Here is a 14681-nt window from a genome sequence, read left to right on the forward strand (position 1 = left end):
CCTGTGATCCCTTTAGGCCGCCCGGCTCAGTTCGGCGGTCTGCTCTTTCAGCGCCGCGATCAGCCCGGGACGATCGAATTTTGCCACGTAGTCATGGAAGCCGGCCTGCCGGCCGCGCTCGATTGCCGCCGGCGAGATCATCGCCGACAGCGCGATGATCGGCATGCCCGTGAGATTGTGGTCGGAGCGGATGCTCTCGGCGAACTCGAACCCGTTCATCTCGGGCATCTCGATGTCGGTCAGCACCACGTCGAAGCTTTGCCCCGAGCGCAGCGCGGCGAGGCCCTCCTGGGCGTTCGGCGCGGTCCGCACCCGGTAGCCGGCGGCCTTCAGCACCGGCGCCAGCATGTTGCGGAAGAAGGCACTGTCGTCGACCAGCAGCACCGACTGCGCCGACATCGACGGGCGCATCTCCTTGCGCGAGAACCAGTCGGCAAACGCCATCGGCAGGAAGTGGCCGACGTCGATCACCTCGGTGGCCTGGCCCTTGATCACGGCCGAGCCCAGAATGCCGTCCTGCGAGCCGGCGACCTCGATGTTGAGGCGCTCCTCGACGATGTCGATGATCTCGTCGACCACGAGCCCCATCGAGCGGCCGTCATCGGCGAACACCAGGATCGGCTGCGAGCCCTGGGTCTGCACCTGGACGCCGGCCATCTGCACCAGCGGCATCAGCTGCTCGCGGTACTGCACCATGTAGCGGCCGTTCGAGAGCTCGATCTTGTCGGCCGCAATCTCCTCCAGCCGGGTGACGAGGCTGAGCGGCACCGCCTTGGGCTGGTGATTGCCGGCGCGGAACACCAGCAGCGAGGTCAGCTGCTCGCCGCCATTGGCGTGCGCAGCGGCGCTGTCGTCGGCCATGTCATGGGCGGAGGAGCCGGCGGCGCCCAGCGCCTTGGCGATCCCGTTGGGGTCGATGATCATGATCACGGCGCCATCGCCCAGGATGGTATTGCCGGAGAACATGTCGATGTGGCGCAGCTTCGTGGACATCGGCTTGACCACGATCTCCTCGGTGTGGAACACGCCGTCGACCACGATGCCGAAGGTCTGGCTGCCCACTTGGGTCACGACGATGAAGCCGTTCTCGGCGTCGGTGGTGGCGCCGTCGTCGATCTTGAGCAGCTTCTTGAGATGGATCAGCGGCAGCAGCTTGTTGCGCAACCGCAAGACCGCGGTGTCCTTGATCCGCTCGATGCGGTGCTCGGAGTTGGCGCGGGCCCGCACCAGCTCGACCACCGAGAGCTGCGGGATCGCAAAGCGGTCGCCGCCGGCTTCCACGATCAAAGCCGAGACGATCGCCAGGGTGAGCGGGATCTTGATGGTGACACTGGCGCCCTCGCCGGCCACGCTCTTGATGTCGATGGTGCCGCCGATCTGGTCGATATTGGTGCGCACCACGTCCATGCCGACGCCGCGGCCGGACACCGAGGTCACCTGCGCTGCGGTGGAGAAGCCCGGCGCGAAGATGAACTTGTGGATCTGGGCCTCGGTCATCTTCTCCAGCTCAGCCTCGGTGACGAGACCGTTCTGGAGCGCCTTCGCCTTGATCCGCTCGGTGTTGAGCCCTCTTCCATTGTCGGCGATGCAGATGATGATGTGGCCGCCTTCGTGATAGGCGCTTAGGCGGATGGTGCCCTGCTCGCCCTTGCCGCTCGCGACCCGCTCGGCCGTGGTCTCCAGGCCGTGGTCGGCGGAGTTGCGCACCATGTGCGTCAGCGGATCCTTGATCAGGTCGAGCACCTGGCGGTCGAGCTCGGTGTCGGCGCCGTGCATCTCGAGCTCGATCTGCTTGCCGAGTTCGCCGGAGAGGTCGCGGACGATGCGGGGCAGCTTCTGCCAGGCGTTACCAATGGGCTGCATGCGCGTCTTCATGACGCCCTCCTGCAGCTCGGCGGTGACGTTGGAGAGGCGCTGCAGCGGCACCTTAAACTCGGTGTCCTCGTTGCGGCGGGAGATCTCGAGCAGCTGGTTGCGGGTCAAGACCAGCTCGGAGACCATGGTCATGAGGTGTTCGAGGGTGTCGACATTGACCCGGATCGACTGGTTGGCGATCTTGTCGCCTTCCTGGACCTCGCTCTCGGCGGCTGCCTTGCGGACCGGCTTCTTGGCGGCCTCGGTGGGCGCGGCCTCGGCAACGGGCGCGGCGGGTTTTGCCACCGGCGGCGGGGCCGGCGCGGCCGCTTCGGTCTCGGTCTCGCGGAAGGCGCGCTCGAGCTCGTCGAGCGAGACCTCACCCGGACGCAGCGGACGCTCCAGCGTCTGCACCACCAGCGTGCCTTCGGTCATCGCCGGCTGCATCGACGGGGCTTCGACTTCAGGCACCTCTTCAGCGGCCGCCATGGCTGCCATACCGCGCTCGACCATCGCCTCCAGCTGATCGATCAGGTCGCGATCGTTGCCCTCGGGCTCGGCCTCGGTCGCCTCGAGGCCCGCCAAAATCTCCTTGATGCGGTCGATCGAGGACAGGATCAGCGTCACCGCCTCTGCCTTCACCGGCATGCCGTCGCGGAATTTGCCCATCAAGGTCTCGCCGGCGTGCGCCAGCGCTTCCAGCCGCGGCAATCCCAGGAAGCCGCAGGTGCCCTTGATGGTGTGCACAAGCCTAAAAATATTATCCAGGATCTTCGCGTTGTTCGGATCCTGCTCGAACTGCACCAGCTGATTGTCGACCGTATCCAGGCTCTCGCTGCTCTCCGTCAGGAACTCGCGCAACAGATCGTCCATGAAACCAGCCTTTGAAAACGGGAGCGACGCGCGACATCGACGCGCCTGACGGAACCGGGCCAGCTTCTCCGCAAACCGTTTAAGTTTGGTTGAGTAAATGGAAAAGAACGGGATCAACAAAGAGATAAGGCCGCGCGATCAAATCGCGCGGCCTTTGGTAACGCCTGATTAATAAAGTTCCCGCGTTCAGGACGCGGCGATGATCACCGTCTCGCCCTCGAGCTTGAGCGTCACCTTCAAACCGCAGGCATCCGCCAGCAGACGGGTGTAATGCGGCTGCACCGCATGCGCATCGACCGTGTTCGACGAATTGCCGTCGAGGAGATCGACGATGTTCTGCGGCACGCGGGCATGGAGGCCTGCCGCCGTGATGCGGAAGCTCATCGTCTCGCCGTCGCCGACCGGATCGATGGTCAGCGAGCCGCCGCGCGGGATCGTCTGCTGCGCGACGACCAGCATGTTCAAGAGCAGCTTGACGCGATTTTTGGGCAGCAGCAGCCGCGGCAGATTCCAGGTCAACGTGACCTTGCCGTCCTCGATATGGCCCTTGGCCATGGTCTGGGCGTCGCCGAGGTCGATCTGCGCGCCGGAGGAACCGGCGGCGCCGAACGCCAACCGGCAGAACTGCAGCCGCGCCGAGGCGGTCTTGGCGCTCTTGCGGATCAGATCGAGCGCGAAGTCGCGATCTTCGGGCTTGGGATTGTCGTCGAGCACCTCGAGCCCGTTGACGATCGCGCCAACCGGACTGATGAGGTCGTGACAGACCCGCGAGCACAATAGCGCCGCGAGTTCGAGCGAATCGGGAGCGGGACCGGGAGACGAAGTGGCGGACATCAATTGTTCCTGGAAAACACGCCGCGGGAGGCGTGCGAATCACGCATGCCTGTCGGCTTGATACACTGCGAAGACGCATGCTGCCAGCTTGCGGCGGGGCTGATATGGAGAGACGAACAGGATATGAGACCCGCCCATGAATGAGGCAAAGCCGACCGTAATCGGCTGCGATAGCGCCGCCCCGCTGCTGGACGAGCTGACCGGGATCGTCATCCGGGCCGGCGCGGCGATTCTCGGCATCGACCGTTCCCGCATGAATGTTGCCGGCAAGGGCGACGGGTCGCCGGTCACCGAAGCCGATCTCGCCGCCGACCACATCATCGTCGAAGGGCTGGCACGGCTGGCGCCGCATATCTCGCTGCTGTCGGAAGAGCGCGTTCATCTCGCGACGCCACCCTACAAGGACAGTTTCTTCCTGATCGATCCACTCGACGGCACCAAGGAGTTCGTCGCCGGCCGCAACGAGTTCACGGTCAATCTGGCGCTGGTCACCCATGGTGCGCCGCTGCTCGGCATCGTCGGCGCGCCCGCGCTCGGCGTGATCTGGCGCGGCATCGTCGGCCGCGGCGCCGAGCGGCTGACGCTGCGGGACGGCGCGATTGCCGAGGCGGTCCCGATCCGCACCCGTCGATGTCCGCCGCGTGGTGCGCCATGGACGGTCGCGGTCAGCCGCTCGCATGGCGATGCGCGGACCGAGGGCTTCATCGACGCGCGCGGCGGTGCCGTCCGCGCGGTGCTGGGCTCGGCGGTCAAGTTCGGCCGTGTCGCCGAGGGCGGGGTCGATATCTATCCGCGCCTGTCGCCGACATCGGAATGGGATGTCGCGGCCGGCCATGCGGTCGTGGTCGCGGCCGGCGGCAAGGTGACGGACTCGGCCGGACATCCGCTGCATTTCGGGCTCGGCCGCGAGGATTTTCTGGTGCCGGAATTCATCGCCTGGGGCGACCCGGACGAGGCGCCCTGATCAAGGCGTCCTGATTATTGCGCGAGATCGGCTTCCAGCTCGGGCCACCGCGCCACCGCGTCGTTCAGGAAATGCGCCGGGTCGGCGGCAAAGGCGTCGCGGCTTTTCTCCCGGCTGAACAGATAGAGCCGGTTGCCGGCGACCACGAAGAAGCGCGGATTGCCGGCGCAGGTCACCCCGCGCACCAGGTCGGTCGGATCGTAGCCGCCGAATTGCGGGCCATAGATTTCCGGATGTGCAACGAACGAGGCGCGGTTGCCCTCGTTGCGGAAGCGCCAGACCGCGCCGGCTTCGGCGGCCTCGAATTCCGGCCGGCCCAAACTGGCCTCGGCATCGGTGAAATAGGCCACCGGATCGAATCCCTCGATCGCAAGCCCGGAATAACGATTGGTCACCACCCGCTCGGTGGTGGAGGCGCGGACGGCCGGGTCGGGCGATGCGGTCGCCAAAATGCCCGCCAACAGGCCGAAAAACGCCATTCCCCGGCGCCAACCGTATCTTTCCTGCCGTTGTGCCGTCATAGTTGGTACCGATAACATCCGAGTCGAGGGGACACTGGACGCAACCTAGAGCCGAGCTTGTTGGCGTCAGGTTAAGGGGCTGCGCCCGGATTTCGATAGCAGGGGTTCTTTATGACTTTCGCATCACGCCTTGCCGCGGTCGCGTTCGCCGCGCTGATGTGCTGGACCGCACAGGCGTCCGCACAGCAACCCCCGGGCCCGCCGCCGCAATATCCGCCGCCCCAGCGTGACCCGACCCCGTATACTTACGGACCTGAGGAGCTGGTCAACGCCGGCCACAAATTCTTCGGCAACGTCTCGCGCGGGCTCGCCTCGGTGATCGAGCGCGCGGTCAGCCAATGGGGCCTGCCCAACGGCTATGTGCTGGGCGAGGAAGGCTCCGGCGCGTTCGTGGCCGGACTGCGCTACGGCGAAGGCACGCTCTACACCAAGAACGCGGGCGACCTCCGGGTCTACTGGCAGGGTCCCTCGGTCGGCTTCGACTGGGGTGGCGATGGCGCGCGCACCATGACGCTGGTCTATAACCTGCCCTCGACCCAGGCGATCTATCAGCGCTTCGTCGGCATCGACGGCTCGGCCTATATCGTTGGCGGTTTCGGCATGACCGCGCTGACCGCCAGCAACATCGTGCTGGTACCGATCCGCTCCGGCATCGGCTTGCGGCTCGGCGCCAATGTCGGCTATCTCAAATACACCCCGCGCGCGACCTGGAACCCGTTCTGATCGCCGCATCGACGGGGTCGTGCCGCCCGGCCAAGCCGGCTGCTCATCGCAATAAAGGTTAACGCTGCGACGGGCTGGCCTTTGGCTGGCCCGCCGTGGCATTGTGATTAACGAATTCTTTCCTGGTGGAGTAACCCTTCATGGTCGAACCGATCATGTACGCGGCGATCGGTTTCCTGATCTCGATGCTGTGCGGACTGATGATCGTGCCGCTGGTGCACAACCGCGCGGTGCGGCTGACGACGCGCCGCCTGGAAGCCGCCACCCCGCTGTCGATGGCCGAGATCCAGGCCGACAAGGACCAGCTCCGCGCCGAATTCGCGATGTCGGCGCGCCGGCTCGAGATGAATGTCGAGCAGCTCAAGAACAAGACCACGAGCCAGCTCGCCGAGCTCGGCAAGAAGACCGACGCGATCAACCGCATGAAGATCGAGCTCGGCGAGAAGAACGCCGCGATCTTCGCGTTCGAAGCGCGCGAGAAGGCGGTCAAGCAGCAGCTGCGCGCCACCGAGGAGGAGTTTTCCGCCAAGGGGGAGCTGCTGCGCAGTGCCGAGCAGGCATTGAGCGACAAGCAGGCCGAGCTCGGCAAGATCAACGCCGAGCTCAGCGACCGCTCCATGACGGCCGACACCCGCCAGATCGAGCTGGTCGCGGTGCGGACCCAGGTCGAGGAGTTGAGGAGCCGCGTCGGCGAGGCCGAGAAGGAATTTTCGGCGACCCAGGCGCGCCTCCTCCAGGAGCGCAGTCAGTCGGAGACCGCGACGCGCGACCTCACGGACGCCCGCGGCCGGGTCGAGAATCTGAGCCAGCGCGTCACCGATCTCGATCGCCAATTGATCGTCCAGGTCAAGGAAGCCGAGATGCTCGGCAACCGCGTCAACGACCTCGAGGGCCGGCTTGCGACCCAGGGCAAGCTACTCACCGAGCGCGAATACGAGAACGGCCAGCTCAAGCAGGCCAATGCCGCCGCCGAACGCACCTTGCAGGAACTGCGCGAGGAGATCGCAGCATCGAGCGGGGGCAAGTCGTCCGCGCTGGAGAAGCTGCGCCAGGAGAAGGCCGCGGTCGAGGAGCAGTTGCGGGCCGCGCGCGACGAGCGCGGCAAGTTGCAGCGTGACATCAACGCGATCCAGCAGCAGGCGGAAAGCTCCTGGGCCACCGAGCGGATGGAGAACGCGCTGCTGCGCGAGCGCATCAACGACATCGCTGCCGAAGTGGCGAAGCTCGCGATCCAGCTCGAGGGGCCGAATTCGGCGATCGAGGCGATGCTGGCGGCCGAGCCGACCGTACCGGCCAAGGCCGCCGCGAAGCCGGTCAACGGCACCGCCAATGGCGCGTCTGCGGCGAGCAGCCCGCCGGAAGGTGGCGGCACCCTGGCCGAACGCATCCGGGCGCTGCAGTCCCACGCCTCCCGTGCCCGCCAGCAGGGCGCGTGATTTCGCGTGCTCCCGGCTTGACACCGCTACCCGGCACTTCGTAAATCGCACGCTCTGACCCAGCGCCTTTTCGACCGGCCCGCCGACCAAGACGGCCTGTCGCACCGTCAGATCCCGGACGCATAGCTCAGCGGGAGAGCGTTCCCTTCACACGGGAGAGGTCCAAGGTTCGATCCCTTGTGCGTCCACCATTAACCCCTTGTTTTAAGGGTTTTTTGCTGCCCGCTTTAGTTCCAATGTGCGTTTCGTTGCTTTTTCGAGCGTCAGAATACGCTAGATTGGCCCAAAATCCGCCCACTCGAATGCTCGCAAATTGTTGCCGCAGACGCGCGAGAACGTTAAGGCGCTTTCGCTCAATGACTTGTGGAGCTCGCAATTTTTGAAATGAGGTCGGGCGCTCTTCGTAGGATAGGGAGAGGTCAAAGGCCTAGTATCTGTGGCGATCTACCCTGCGGAATGTCCATGGCGGCGCTCGTTCACGAGATATGGGAAGACGAAGATGAAGACAACATTATCGAGGGCGTGTGTCTTGCCGGCCCGGACGGCGATGATTTCCGCAAGCTCCTCAGTAGCAGGGCGAGGTGCGTCCACCGATTTGAGGCTGGATGCCATTTTGAGGCTATGACGATCTACTATCGCCTATATAGCCGGGGCATCTACACTTCTGATTTTGCGGCGGATCACGAGCCCTATCCAGAGGATTGGGCTCAGCGACAAGCGAGTTAATGTGCTTGAAATGGACACGTTTGGGCAACGTGTGGATGGGTGGGTCTAGGAATGTCCGACAAGGTCCGCATCCAGTACAACCTTGGTCAACACGGTTGGTCGCGTTTCCAACTAGTCGTCGGCGCAACCTCAGTCGTTGTCGGCCCTTTCGGTTACTGCACGGATGCGTTGGGCGATCTCGTTCGCGCGGCGCTTATGATTGCAACTTCAGCATCGCGAGCAGAAGTCTCCCTTGACGCCGAGCCCATGGAATGGCGATTAGTCGCCGGACCATATTGGAATCCCACCCAATCAAGCTGGACTGATTTCCGCCTTCGCGTCCTGACCTTTCAGTATCTAGCCAACCCACCTTCCCCGGACGCGGAAGGTATTTGTTTGCTCGAAGCCCAATGCTCGCCGGAAGACTTTGCCCGTGCGGTCCTAGAAGCCGCGCAGGCGATCTGGGATGAGTACGGTGCCGACGGCTACGACAAGGCGTGGGGTGGACCGTGTGGATTTCCGCTTCGAGCATTGCATGCCTTGAAGACGGCTATGTCAGTTCCGGAGCCTCGGACTGGTTGGCTGAATTCGAGTTCCTGACGCTTCCGCAAGCAGAGAACGCATCGCCATTTGTCGCGCCTGAATCCACCTAGGAATGCACTCTAAGGTCGTCGCCCAAAAAACGCCCAACCGACGCGCTCTGAGAAAAATATCTATTATATTTCAATAGCTTATAATTAGCTTTACAAGACCTTCACACGGGAGAGGTCCAAGGTTCGATCCCTTGTGCGTCCACCATACCGGACAAGCTACGACTCCCCCAGCTCGTTAGTTTAGCAGCCATTCCAGCCTCAGATATCCGACTGACGACGCTACGTAACTGAACCTGAGTTCATACTGCGGCCCGCGCTCGTGCGAGTTCTATATCTTTAGAGTCTTTCCGACTTTGTCTGAATCGGGGATTCCCAAATCAGGTGAGCTCTGATTCAAGCTTCCTGCTGGGACGGAGGCCAGCAAGGATGGCGCGAGCATACTCACTGGATCTGCGTGAGCGTGTTGTTGGGTTGGTTGCAAGTGGCGAAACGTGCCGGGCGGTGGCGGAACTGTATGACGTCAGCGTTGCGAGCGTCGTGAAATGGTCGCAGCGGGCGCGAGCGACAGGCAGCGCGGCGGCCAGGCCGATGGGCGGCAGGCGGCCTTACCTGCTGGAAGGTGAGCGCGACTGGCTGCTGGCTCGGCTGACCGCGAAGCCTGATCTGACCCTGCACGCGCTGTTGGCGGAGCTTGGGGAGCGCGGCGTCGTAGTGTCCTGCGACACGCTCTGGCGATTCCTCAAGCGCCAAGGCATCAGCTTCAAAAAAAACCGTGTTCGCGACAGAGCAGGATCGTCCTGACATCGCGCGCCGCCGGGCCTGGTGGAGACGACACCAGTCGAAAATCGATCCTGCTCGTCTCGTCTTCATCGATGAGACCTGGGCAAAGACCAACATGGCCCGGACCCATGGCTGGTGGCGACGGGGCGCCCCTCTCAGGGCTCAGGTCCCGCACGGCCATTGGCGGACGATGACCTTCCTCGCAGCACTCCGGCACGACCGTATCGCGGCCCCCTGCGTCATCGACGGGCCGATCAACGGCGAGAGCTTCCGTGCCTATGTCGAGCAGTTGCTGGTGCCAACGCTCCAACCCGGCGACATTGTCGTCATGGACAATCTCGGCTCCCACAAGGGCCAAGCTATCCGCACGGCCATCCGCGCCGCGGGCGCCCGGCTCGTCTTCCTGCCGCCCTATAGCCCCGACCTCAATCCGATCGAGCAGGTCTTCGCAAAGCTCAAAATCCTGCTCCGCAAGGCTGAAGAACGCACCGTCGACGGCGTCTGGCGTCGCATTGGCAGTCTTCTCCAACACTTCACACCGCAAGAATGCGCAAACTACCTGCGCAACGCAGGATATGCTTCTGTCTAAATCGGAAAGGCTCTAGTCACCGCTGGACCCGCCGCTTCCGTAGGCCGAGCTTTGCCGCAATCCCTCGAAGGCAGCGCTTCTTCAGCTTCGTCCCACGAACAGGTTTGCGGTCAACGCTCCGCGACGATCTGCGAGCATGGCTCAGCGAACCTGATTGGCAGCTCGCCCTCCTAGTAGTGCACGGGGGTCGGAGCGCCCCTTACCTCTCGCCAATTTCGAAAATTTTCTGGACTCCTTATATCTAATAATTTAGAGGATATATTATACGATAATATACGGATAGGAATTCAAGCACAAAGGAGAAGATAAATGCTTGAAAAATCTGCTGGACAGAAGGATTCAGCAAAAAATATCAAGCGCGAAAAGTTCGTCGAACTAGCGGAAAGCCGTACAATCAACGCCATCAAGGCTATCCGCGTCATCGGCAAATTGGGGAACAAAAATGCCTACCAATTTGACGACTCGGACGTAGCCAAAATTATCCGAGCTTTGAGCAAGGAAGTCGAAGCCTTGAAAGCCCGGATGTCCACAACCGGCGGAAAAGAGTCGGTGGAGTTCAAATTGTGATGTACGGTTCTCACTAACGGGGGGTTGCAATCAATGACGAACGGCCAGATTCGGGACCTTTGTCTCGCGCTTCTGCATGCTGAATCTGAAGATGAAGCGATCACGGTGCTGAAGGAGGCGGGATATTGGGACAAGCCTGAACTCTGGCGGCACTACGGGGACTTGGAGAACAACTGGGGCACCGGCGGCAACCAGCAGAGCCTTGCCGAGGCGGCCCTCGCCGAGAAGTTAGTGAACTCGGTGGACGCCCGACTCATTAACGAGTGCCTGGTGCGGAAAATCGACCCCAAGAGCAAGGAAGCGCCCCAGAGCATTCCGGCCGCGGTCGCGGCTTTTTTCGAGGAGCCGGGTAAGAAGCAGACGAGCGGCCTCATCGAGAACTGGACCGACGACCGCATCCGCAACGTCGCGCAGGGCATCACGCTCACCGCCACCGGCACGCGCCCGACCCTCAATCTCACCATCGCGGACGTGGGCGAGGGTCAGAGCCCTCGCAGGCTGCCGAACACGATCCTGTCGCTCAGCCGGTCGAACAAGATGTATATCAAGTTCGTCCAGGGACAGTTCAATCAGGGCGGCGCGGGCGCGCTGCGCTTCTGCGGTCAGCGCAATCTCCAGCTCGTCATCAGCCGCCGTAACCCGGCGCTGCTCGGCCCCGATCCTGACGACATCGACAAGCAGTGGGGCTTCACCATCGTGCGCCGCGAGCGCGCGTCCGAAGCGACCGACGGCCGCAAGAACTCGATTTTCACCTACCTCGCCCCGGTTGGGGTCGGCAAAGCACACGAGCCGCGCAACGGCGACGTGCTGGCGTTCACCGCGGCAACGATGCCCCTGTTCCCGAATGATGACGAGCCGTTCGGCCGCGAGACCGGCTATGGCACCGCCATCAAGCTCTACGAGTACCAGTACATCGGCGAACGTTCGAACATCATCTTCGGCAAGCGTGTCATCTTGCGCCGTCTCGAGCTGTTGCTGCCGGAGGTCGCGTTGCCGGTGCGCTTGCACGAGTTTCGCAAAAACCCCGCCGGCAAGGTGCTGCCCAAGGGTAGCCGCGAGACCACGCTTGTCGGCCTGCGCCGCCGTCTGGTCGATAACGAGAATGTCGAAGCGGGATTCCCGATCACGCTGAATTTCTCACCCAAGGGTGAGAAGCTGATCGCCGACGTGTTCGTGTTCAAGCCGGAGGGCACCGAGCGCGACGATGACGAGGAAGAAGGCAAGGACCGCAAGAAGCTGGGTGGCATCAAGTCGTATCGCAAGCGCGAGGGCGTCGTGTTCGTCCGTAACGGTCAGACGCAGGGCAGCCTGCCGCGCGACTACTTCAAGCGCGAAACGCTGAAGCTCAAGTCGATCGCCGAGGACATGCTGGTTTTCGTGGACTGCGACCAGATGAGCCCGGACGTTCGCGAGGATCTGTTCATGCCTTCGCGCGACCGCCTCGCCGACATTGCGTTTAAGGCCGAGCTTATCGATTCCCTCGATCAGGCGCTCAAGGCCGATGAAACGCTCAAGCAACTCCGCAACAAGCGGCAGCAGGAGCGCGTGTCCGAGCAGTTGAAGGACGACCGCCCGCTCAACGATGTATTGCAGACCCTCATCAAGAGTTCGCCCAACCTGACCCAGCTCTTGCAGCTCGGCCAGCGCATCTCCGCACCGTTCAACACGGTGATGGTATCGAGCCATCCGGAGGAGCCGTTCAAGGGCGAGATTTACCCGACTTTCTTCAAGACCAAGAACGTTGAGTACGGCAAGGTCTTCAAGCGCATCGCGCCGATCAACCAGCGCATGAAGTTCACATTCGAGACCGACGCGCGCGACGATTACTTCCGCCGCCGCATTGAGCGTGGCAACTTCTCACTGATCTACGTGGACAAGAAAGGCAACGAGCAGGACTGCTCATATGTCGGGCCGAACCTGAAAAGCGGGATCGCGTCGGTCATGGCGAACTTGCCGGACGACGCTGAGATCGGGGATGTCATCAAGCTCATTGCCCGGACCGACGACCCGCACAGCACGTTCGAGAATGTCATCGAAGCCACGGTGAAGCCTGCGACCGAGACCCAGCCGGGCGGCGGCGGCACCCGCAAGCCTCCGCAGAACAAGCCCGGCAACGACCGCGAAGCGCCGCGTCAGCTCTCGACGCCCGCGATCAAGCGCGTATTCCGTGAGGAATGGGAAACGCAGAACCCGCCGTTCAACGAGTGGACCGCCATGCGCGTCGATGTCGCCGGCTACGACGCGCAGGAGAACGAAATCTACGAGTTCAAGATCAACATGGACAACACCCCGCTCTTGAACGAGATCAAACAGCGTAAGCTTGAGGACATGACCGCGCGCAATCAGTTCCTCTACGCGAATGTCCTGGTCGGTTTGTCCCTGCTGCTCCAGGACAAGCAGTCGCCGGAGAACAACGACGAGAACGCGCCGTCGATCGAGACGCGCATCGAGGAAACGACGCGAGCGATGGCGCCGTTCATACTCGCGCTGACTGGCCTCGGCCAGCAGGACTTGTCCGAGGGTGATGATCTCGACGGACTTGAAGCTGCGACGGGCTGACCGTCGCCTTCCGGTGAAAAAGAACAACCTCCTGCGAGCCAGGAGTTTCGCCGCGTTGCATGCTGTACCAGCGGCGTCCCGGCACGCTACGCCAAAGTCTACCGTCTGCCTCCTGGGCCAGAACGGGCAGCGTCATTTCTGAAAGGCCACAAGCCTCCATCGCGTCCAGATAGCGCGCGAGCTGCCTACGGGCATCCGAGAACGCGATCATCTGGACGATGGTGGTGTCCTTGTTGGCGAGCGCCGCTACGGACGACATCGATGCCTTGATGTTCGCGAAATAGCTATCGAGTTGCGGATTCTTGCGGTCGCCCATCGTGTAATAGCTCGCGCCCGAACCATCGAGCTTGTTCGCGATCATGAAGGGCAGCGGCGTTTCCTTGCGCCCATCGACCTGCCAGCGGTGATACAGAACGTGGACGCCGGGATATGGCGGTGACGTGACCACGAGCCGAGGGGCGCGCATGCCTCGAACATTGTCATCGTGTTCAATGCCAGCGGTACTTCGCCGCAGGACTGTCACGCCTTGACGCCCATTCGCTTTCACGGCCGCGCGCAACTCCCGCGCCCCCTGCACCATGTCTTTCGCGGTATCCGTCAGGACGCGACGGAAGTCTTCAATGGTCGCTTGTTTACTTCTGCCGTCTAGCGCCCATTGTGCAGACCGCAGGACCACGCAGCGCCCAAAAGACTCCAGGCGCGGAGTACCGAGCTTCATTGCGCTCGCGATCGATTGCTCGATCGCCTTGCGCATGCGCCAACGGTCGGGGTGATCCAGATGCTTGTAGTAACCGAGGTCTTCATAGTCCGACAGCACGACGGACGGACGGTGGATATCCACCGATCTCGCCACCCGGTCGGACCACCAATCGAGCCGATCAAGTTCGGCTTCGGAGTAAATCGTGCACTTCACAGTCGAGACGAACTCGGCGAGCGTGCTGATGTCAACGCCCATGCCTTCGCGCCCCGCGGCGAGCGCTTCGACGACCGTTGTTCCGCCGCCGACATGCGGATCGAGCACGAGATCGCCGGGATTAGTGAACGCTCCTATAGCGGCGCGGGCGAAGACGGGTGAGAAGCGAGCAGGGTATTTGTAGAAGCCGTGTGTCAGTCCCCGGACGGGCTCCGTCGTGCGCGCAGCCGCTACCAATGCGCTCTGCGCATCGTCAGACAACTGCAAGTAGCGCTTATTCCGAGATTCATGCATCGGTAACCATAAACACCGAACATGGTTAACGCCCTCCTAACTGGAGTTCCATAGGCCGCAGGAGTTGTATGGACCCATCCCAGGCGACACCAAGCCTGATAGCTTTTCCCCGCAATCTCAGAGAGTTAGCCGGGCGTGGATCGATCCCCTTCCCAGGGAGGGGCTTAGGCAACCAAAAATATCCAATATTTTCAATCACTTAGATGCATGAGTTCTTCACAAGGAACGGCGTGCAAAATGTGTGATCGAACAACGATTTCGCTTACAACGTATTGATATTGTTTATATTTTATCCTCGACTATCGCCCTTCACACGGGAGAGGTCCAAGGTTCGATCCCTTGTGCGTCCACCATTAACTCAGCGAAATCAATCGATTGTCGGACCGAGATGTTCTCCGCCTTGCTGTGGAGCGGGCGAAACAACCTGATCAGAGCGGTACGAACATGCGCAAAATCGATGGAGGCTATCGATACTC

The 14681-nt window shown here is 62.3% G+C and carries 11 protein-coding genes and 1 tRNA gene; 8 read left to right on the forward strand and 4 right to left on the reverse strand.

Features of this window, described 5'->3' with window-relative positions:
• Window positions 1-12: 12 nt before the first annotated feature.
• On the reverse strand, window positions 13-2727 hold the full coding sequence (locus IC762_RS28030; protein WP_195785406.1) for a hybrid sensor histidine kinase/response regulator: 2715 nt from the start codon (window positions 2725-2727) through the stop codon (window positions 13-15).
• Window positions 2728-2913: 186 nt separating this feature from the next.
• Entirely contained in the window at window positions 2914-3561 is a 648-nt protein-coding gene (gene chpT / locus IC762_RS28035) for a histidine phosphotransferase ChpT (protein WP_195785407.1), read from the reverse strand.
• 136 nt (window positions 3562-3697) lie between these two features.
• Here chpT and cysQ point away from each other — a divergent pair, with 136 nt between their 5' ends.
• Window positions 3698-4525 (forward strand): 3'(2'),5'-bisphosphate nucleotidase CysQ, encoded by an 828-nt coding sequence (gene cysQ, locus IC762_RS28040; RefSeq protein ID WP_195785408.1) that lies wholly within the window; start codon window positions 3698-3700, stop codon window positions 4523-4525.
• Between the two features lie 14 nt (window positions 4526-4539).
• On the opposite strand, the gene IC762_RS28045 is transcribed toward cysQ, so the two are convergent.
• Window positions 4540-5004 carry a YHS domain-containing (seleno)protein gene (locus IC762_RS28045; RefSeq protein ID WP_195785409.1) on the reverse strand — a complete coding sequence of 155 codons (465 nt, stop codon included), beginning with the start codon at window positions 5002-5004 and terminating at the stop codon, window positions 4540-4542.
• Window positions 5005-5157: 153 nt separating this feature from the next.
• Between IC762_RS28045 and IC762_RS28050 the strand changes: the two genes are divergently transcribed.
• From IC762_RS28050 to IC762_RS28080, 7 genes are all read left to right on the forward strand, one after another.
• A complete protein-coding gene (locus IC762_RS28050) occupies window positions 5158-5769 on the forward strand; it encodes a DUF1134 domain-containing protein (protein ID WP_195785410.1) in 612 nt (203 codons plus the stop codon).
• Between the two features lie 140 nt (window positions 5770-5909).
• Window positions 5910-7205 (forward strand): hypothetical protein, encoded by a 1296-nt coding sequence (locus tag IC762_RS28055; RefSeq protein WP_195785411.1) that lies wholly within the window; start codon window positions 5910-5912, stop codon window positions 7203-7205.
• Window positions 7206-7321: 116 nt separating this feature from the next.
• Window positions 7322-7396: transfer RNA gene (locus IC762_RS28060), tRNA-Val, on the forward strand.
• A 586-nt stretch (window positions 7397-7982) separates the two neighbouring features.
• Window positions 7983-8510: a hypothetical protein gene (locus tag IC762_RS28065; RefSeq protein WP_195785412.1), complete on the forward strand. Its 528-nt coding sequence runs from the start codon at window positions 7983-7985 to the stop codon at window positions 8508-8510.
• Window positions 8511-8929: 419 nt separating this feature from the next.
• Window positions 8930-9872 (forward strand): IS630 family transposase gene (locus tag IC762_RS28070; RefSeq protein WP_195785264.1). Its coding sequence is split into 2 segments (ribosomal slippage): window positions 8930-9265 and window positions 9267-9872, totalling 942 coding nucleotides; the frame shifts between segments, so codons are not numbered across the junction.
• Between the two features lie 309 nt (window positions 9873-10181).
• Window positions 10182-10439, forward strand: coding sequence for a hypothetical protein (locus IC762_RS28075; protein WP_195785413.1), 258 nt, complete (start codon window positions 10182-10184; stop codon window positions 10437-10439).
• 33 nt (window positions 10440-10472) lie between these two features.
• Entirely contained in the window at window positions 10473-12998 is a 2526-nt protein-coding gene (locus IC762_RS28080) for a hypothetical protein (RefSeq protein ID WP_195785414.1), read from the forward strand.
• Here the strand turns inward: IC762_RS28080 and IC762_RS28085 are convergent.
• On the reverse strand, window positions 12916-14178 hold the full coding sequence (locus IC762_RS28085) for a DNA methyltransferase (protein ID WP_210338391.1): 1263 nt from the start codon (window positions 14176-14178) through the stop codon (window positions 12916-12918). The two genes, IC762_RS28080 and IC762_RS28085, sit on opposite strands and share 83 nt — an antisense overlap.
• Window positions 14179-14681: the final 503 nt, after the last annotated feature.

Origin of the sequence: Bradyrhizobium genosp. L, assembly GCF_015624485.1 — a bacterium.
GTDB lineage: Bacteria > Pseudomonadota > Alphaproteobacteria > Rhizobiales > Xanthobacteraceae > Bradyrhizobium.

Coding starts and splice junctions, on each gene's coding strand:
- chpT (WP_195785407.1), bottom strand. CDS start 3,561: ATGTCCGCCACTTCGTCTCCCGGTCCCGCTCCCGATTCGCTCGAACTC.
- IC762_RS28065 (WP_195785412.1), top strand. CDS start 7,983: ATGTCCGACAAGGTCCGCATCCAGTACAACCTTGGTCAACACGGTTGG.
- IC762_RS28050 (WP_195785410.1), top strand. CDS start 5,158: ATGACTTTCGCATCACGCCTTGCCGCGGTCGCGTTCGCCGCGCTGATG.
- IC762_RS28030 (WP_195785406.1), bottom strand. CDS start 2,727: ATGGACGATCTGTTGCGCGAGTTCCTGACGGAGAGCAGCGAGAGCCTG.
- IC762_RS28080 (WP_195785414.1), top strand. CDS start 10,473: ATGACGAACGGCCAGATTCGGGACCTTTGTCTCGCGCTTCTGCATGCT.
- cysQ (WP_195785408.1), top strand. CDS start 3,698: ATGAATGAGGCAAAGCCGACCGTAATCGGCTGCGATAGCGCCGCCCCG.
- IC762_RS28055 (WP_195785411.1), top strand. CDS start 5,910: ATGGTCGAACCGATCATGTACGCGGCGATCGGTTTCCTGATCTCGATG.
- IC762_RS28075 (WP_195785413.1), top strand. CDS start 10,182: ATGCTTGAAAAATCTGCTGGACAGAAGGATTCAGCAAAAAATATCAAG.
- IC762_RS28045 (WP_195785409.1), bottom strand. CDS start 5,004: ATGGCGTTTTTCGGCCTGTTGGCGGGCATTTTGGCGACCGCATCGCCC.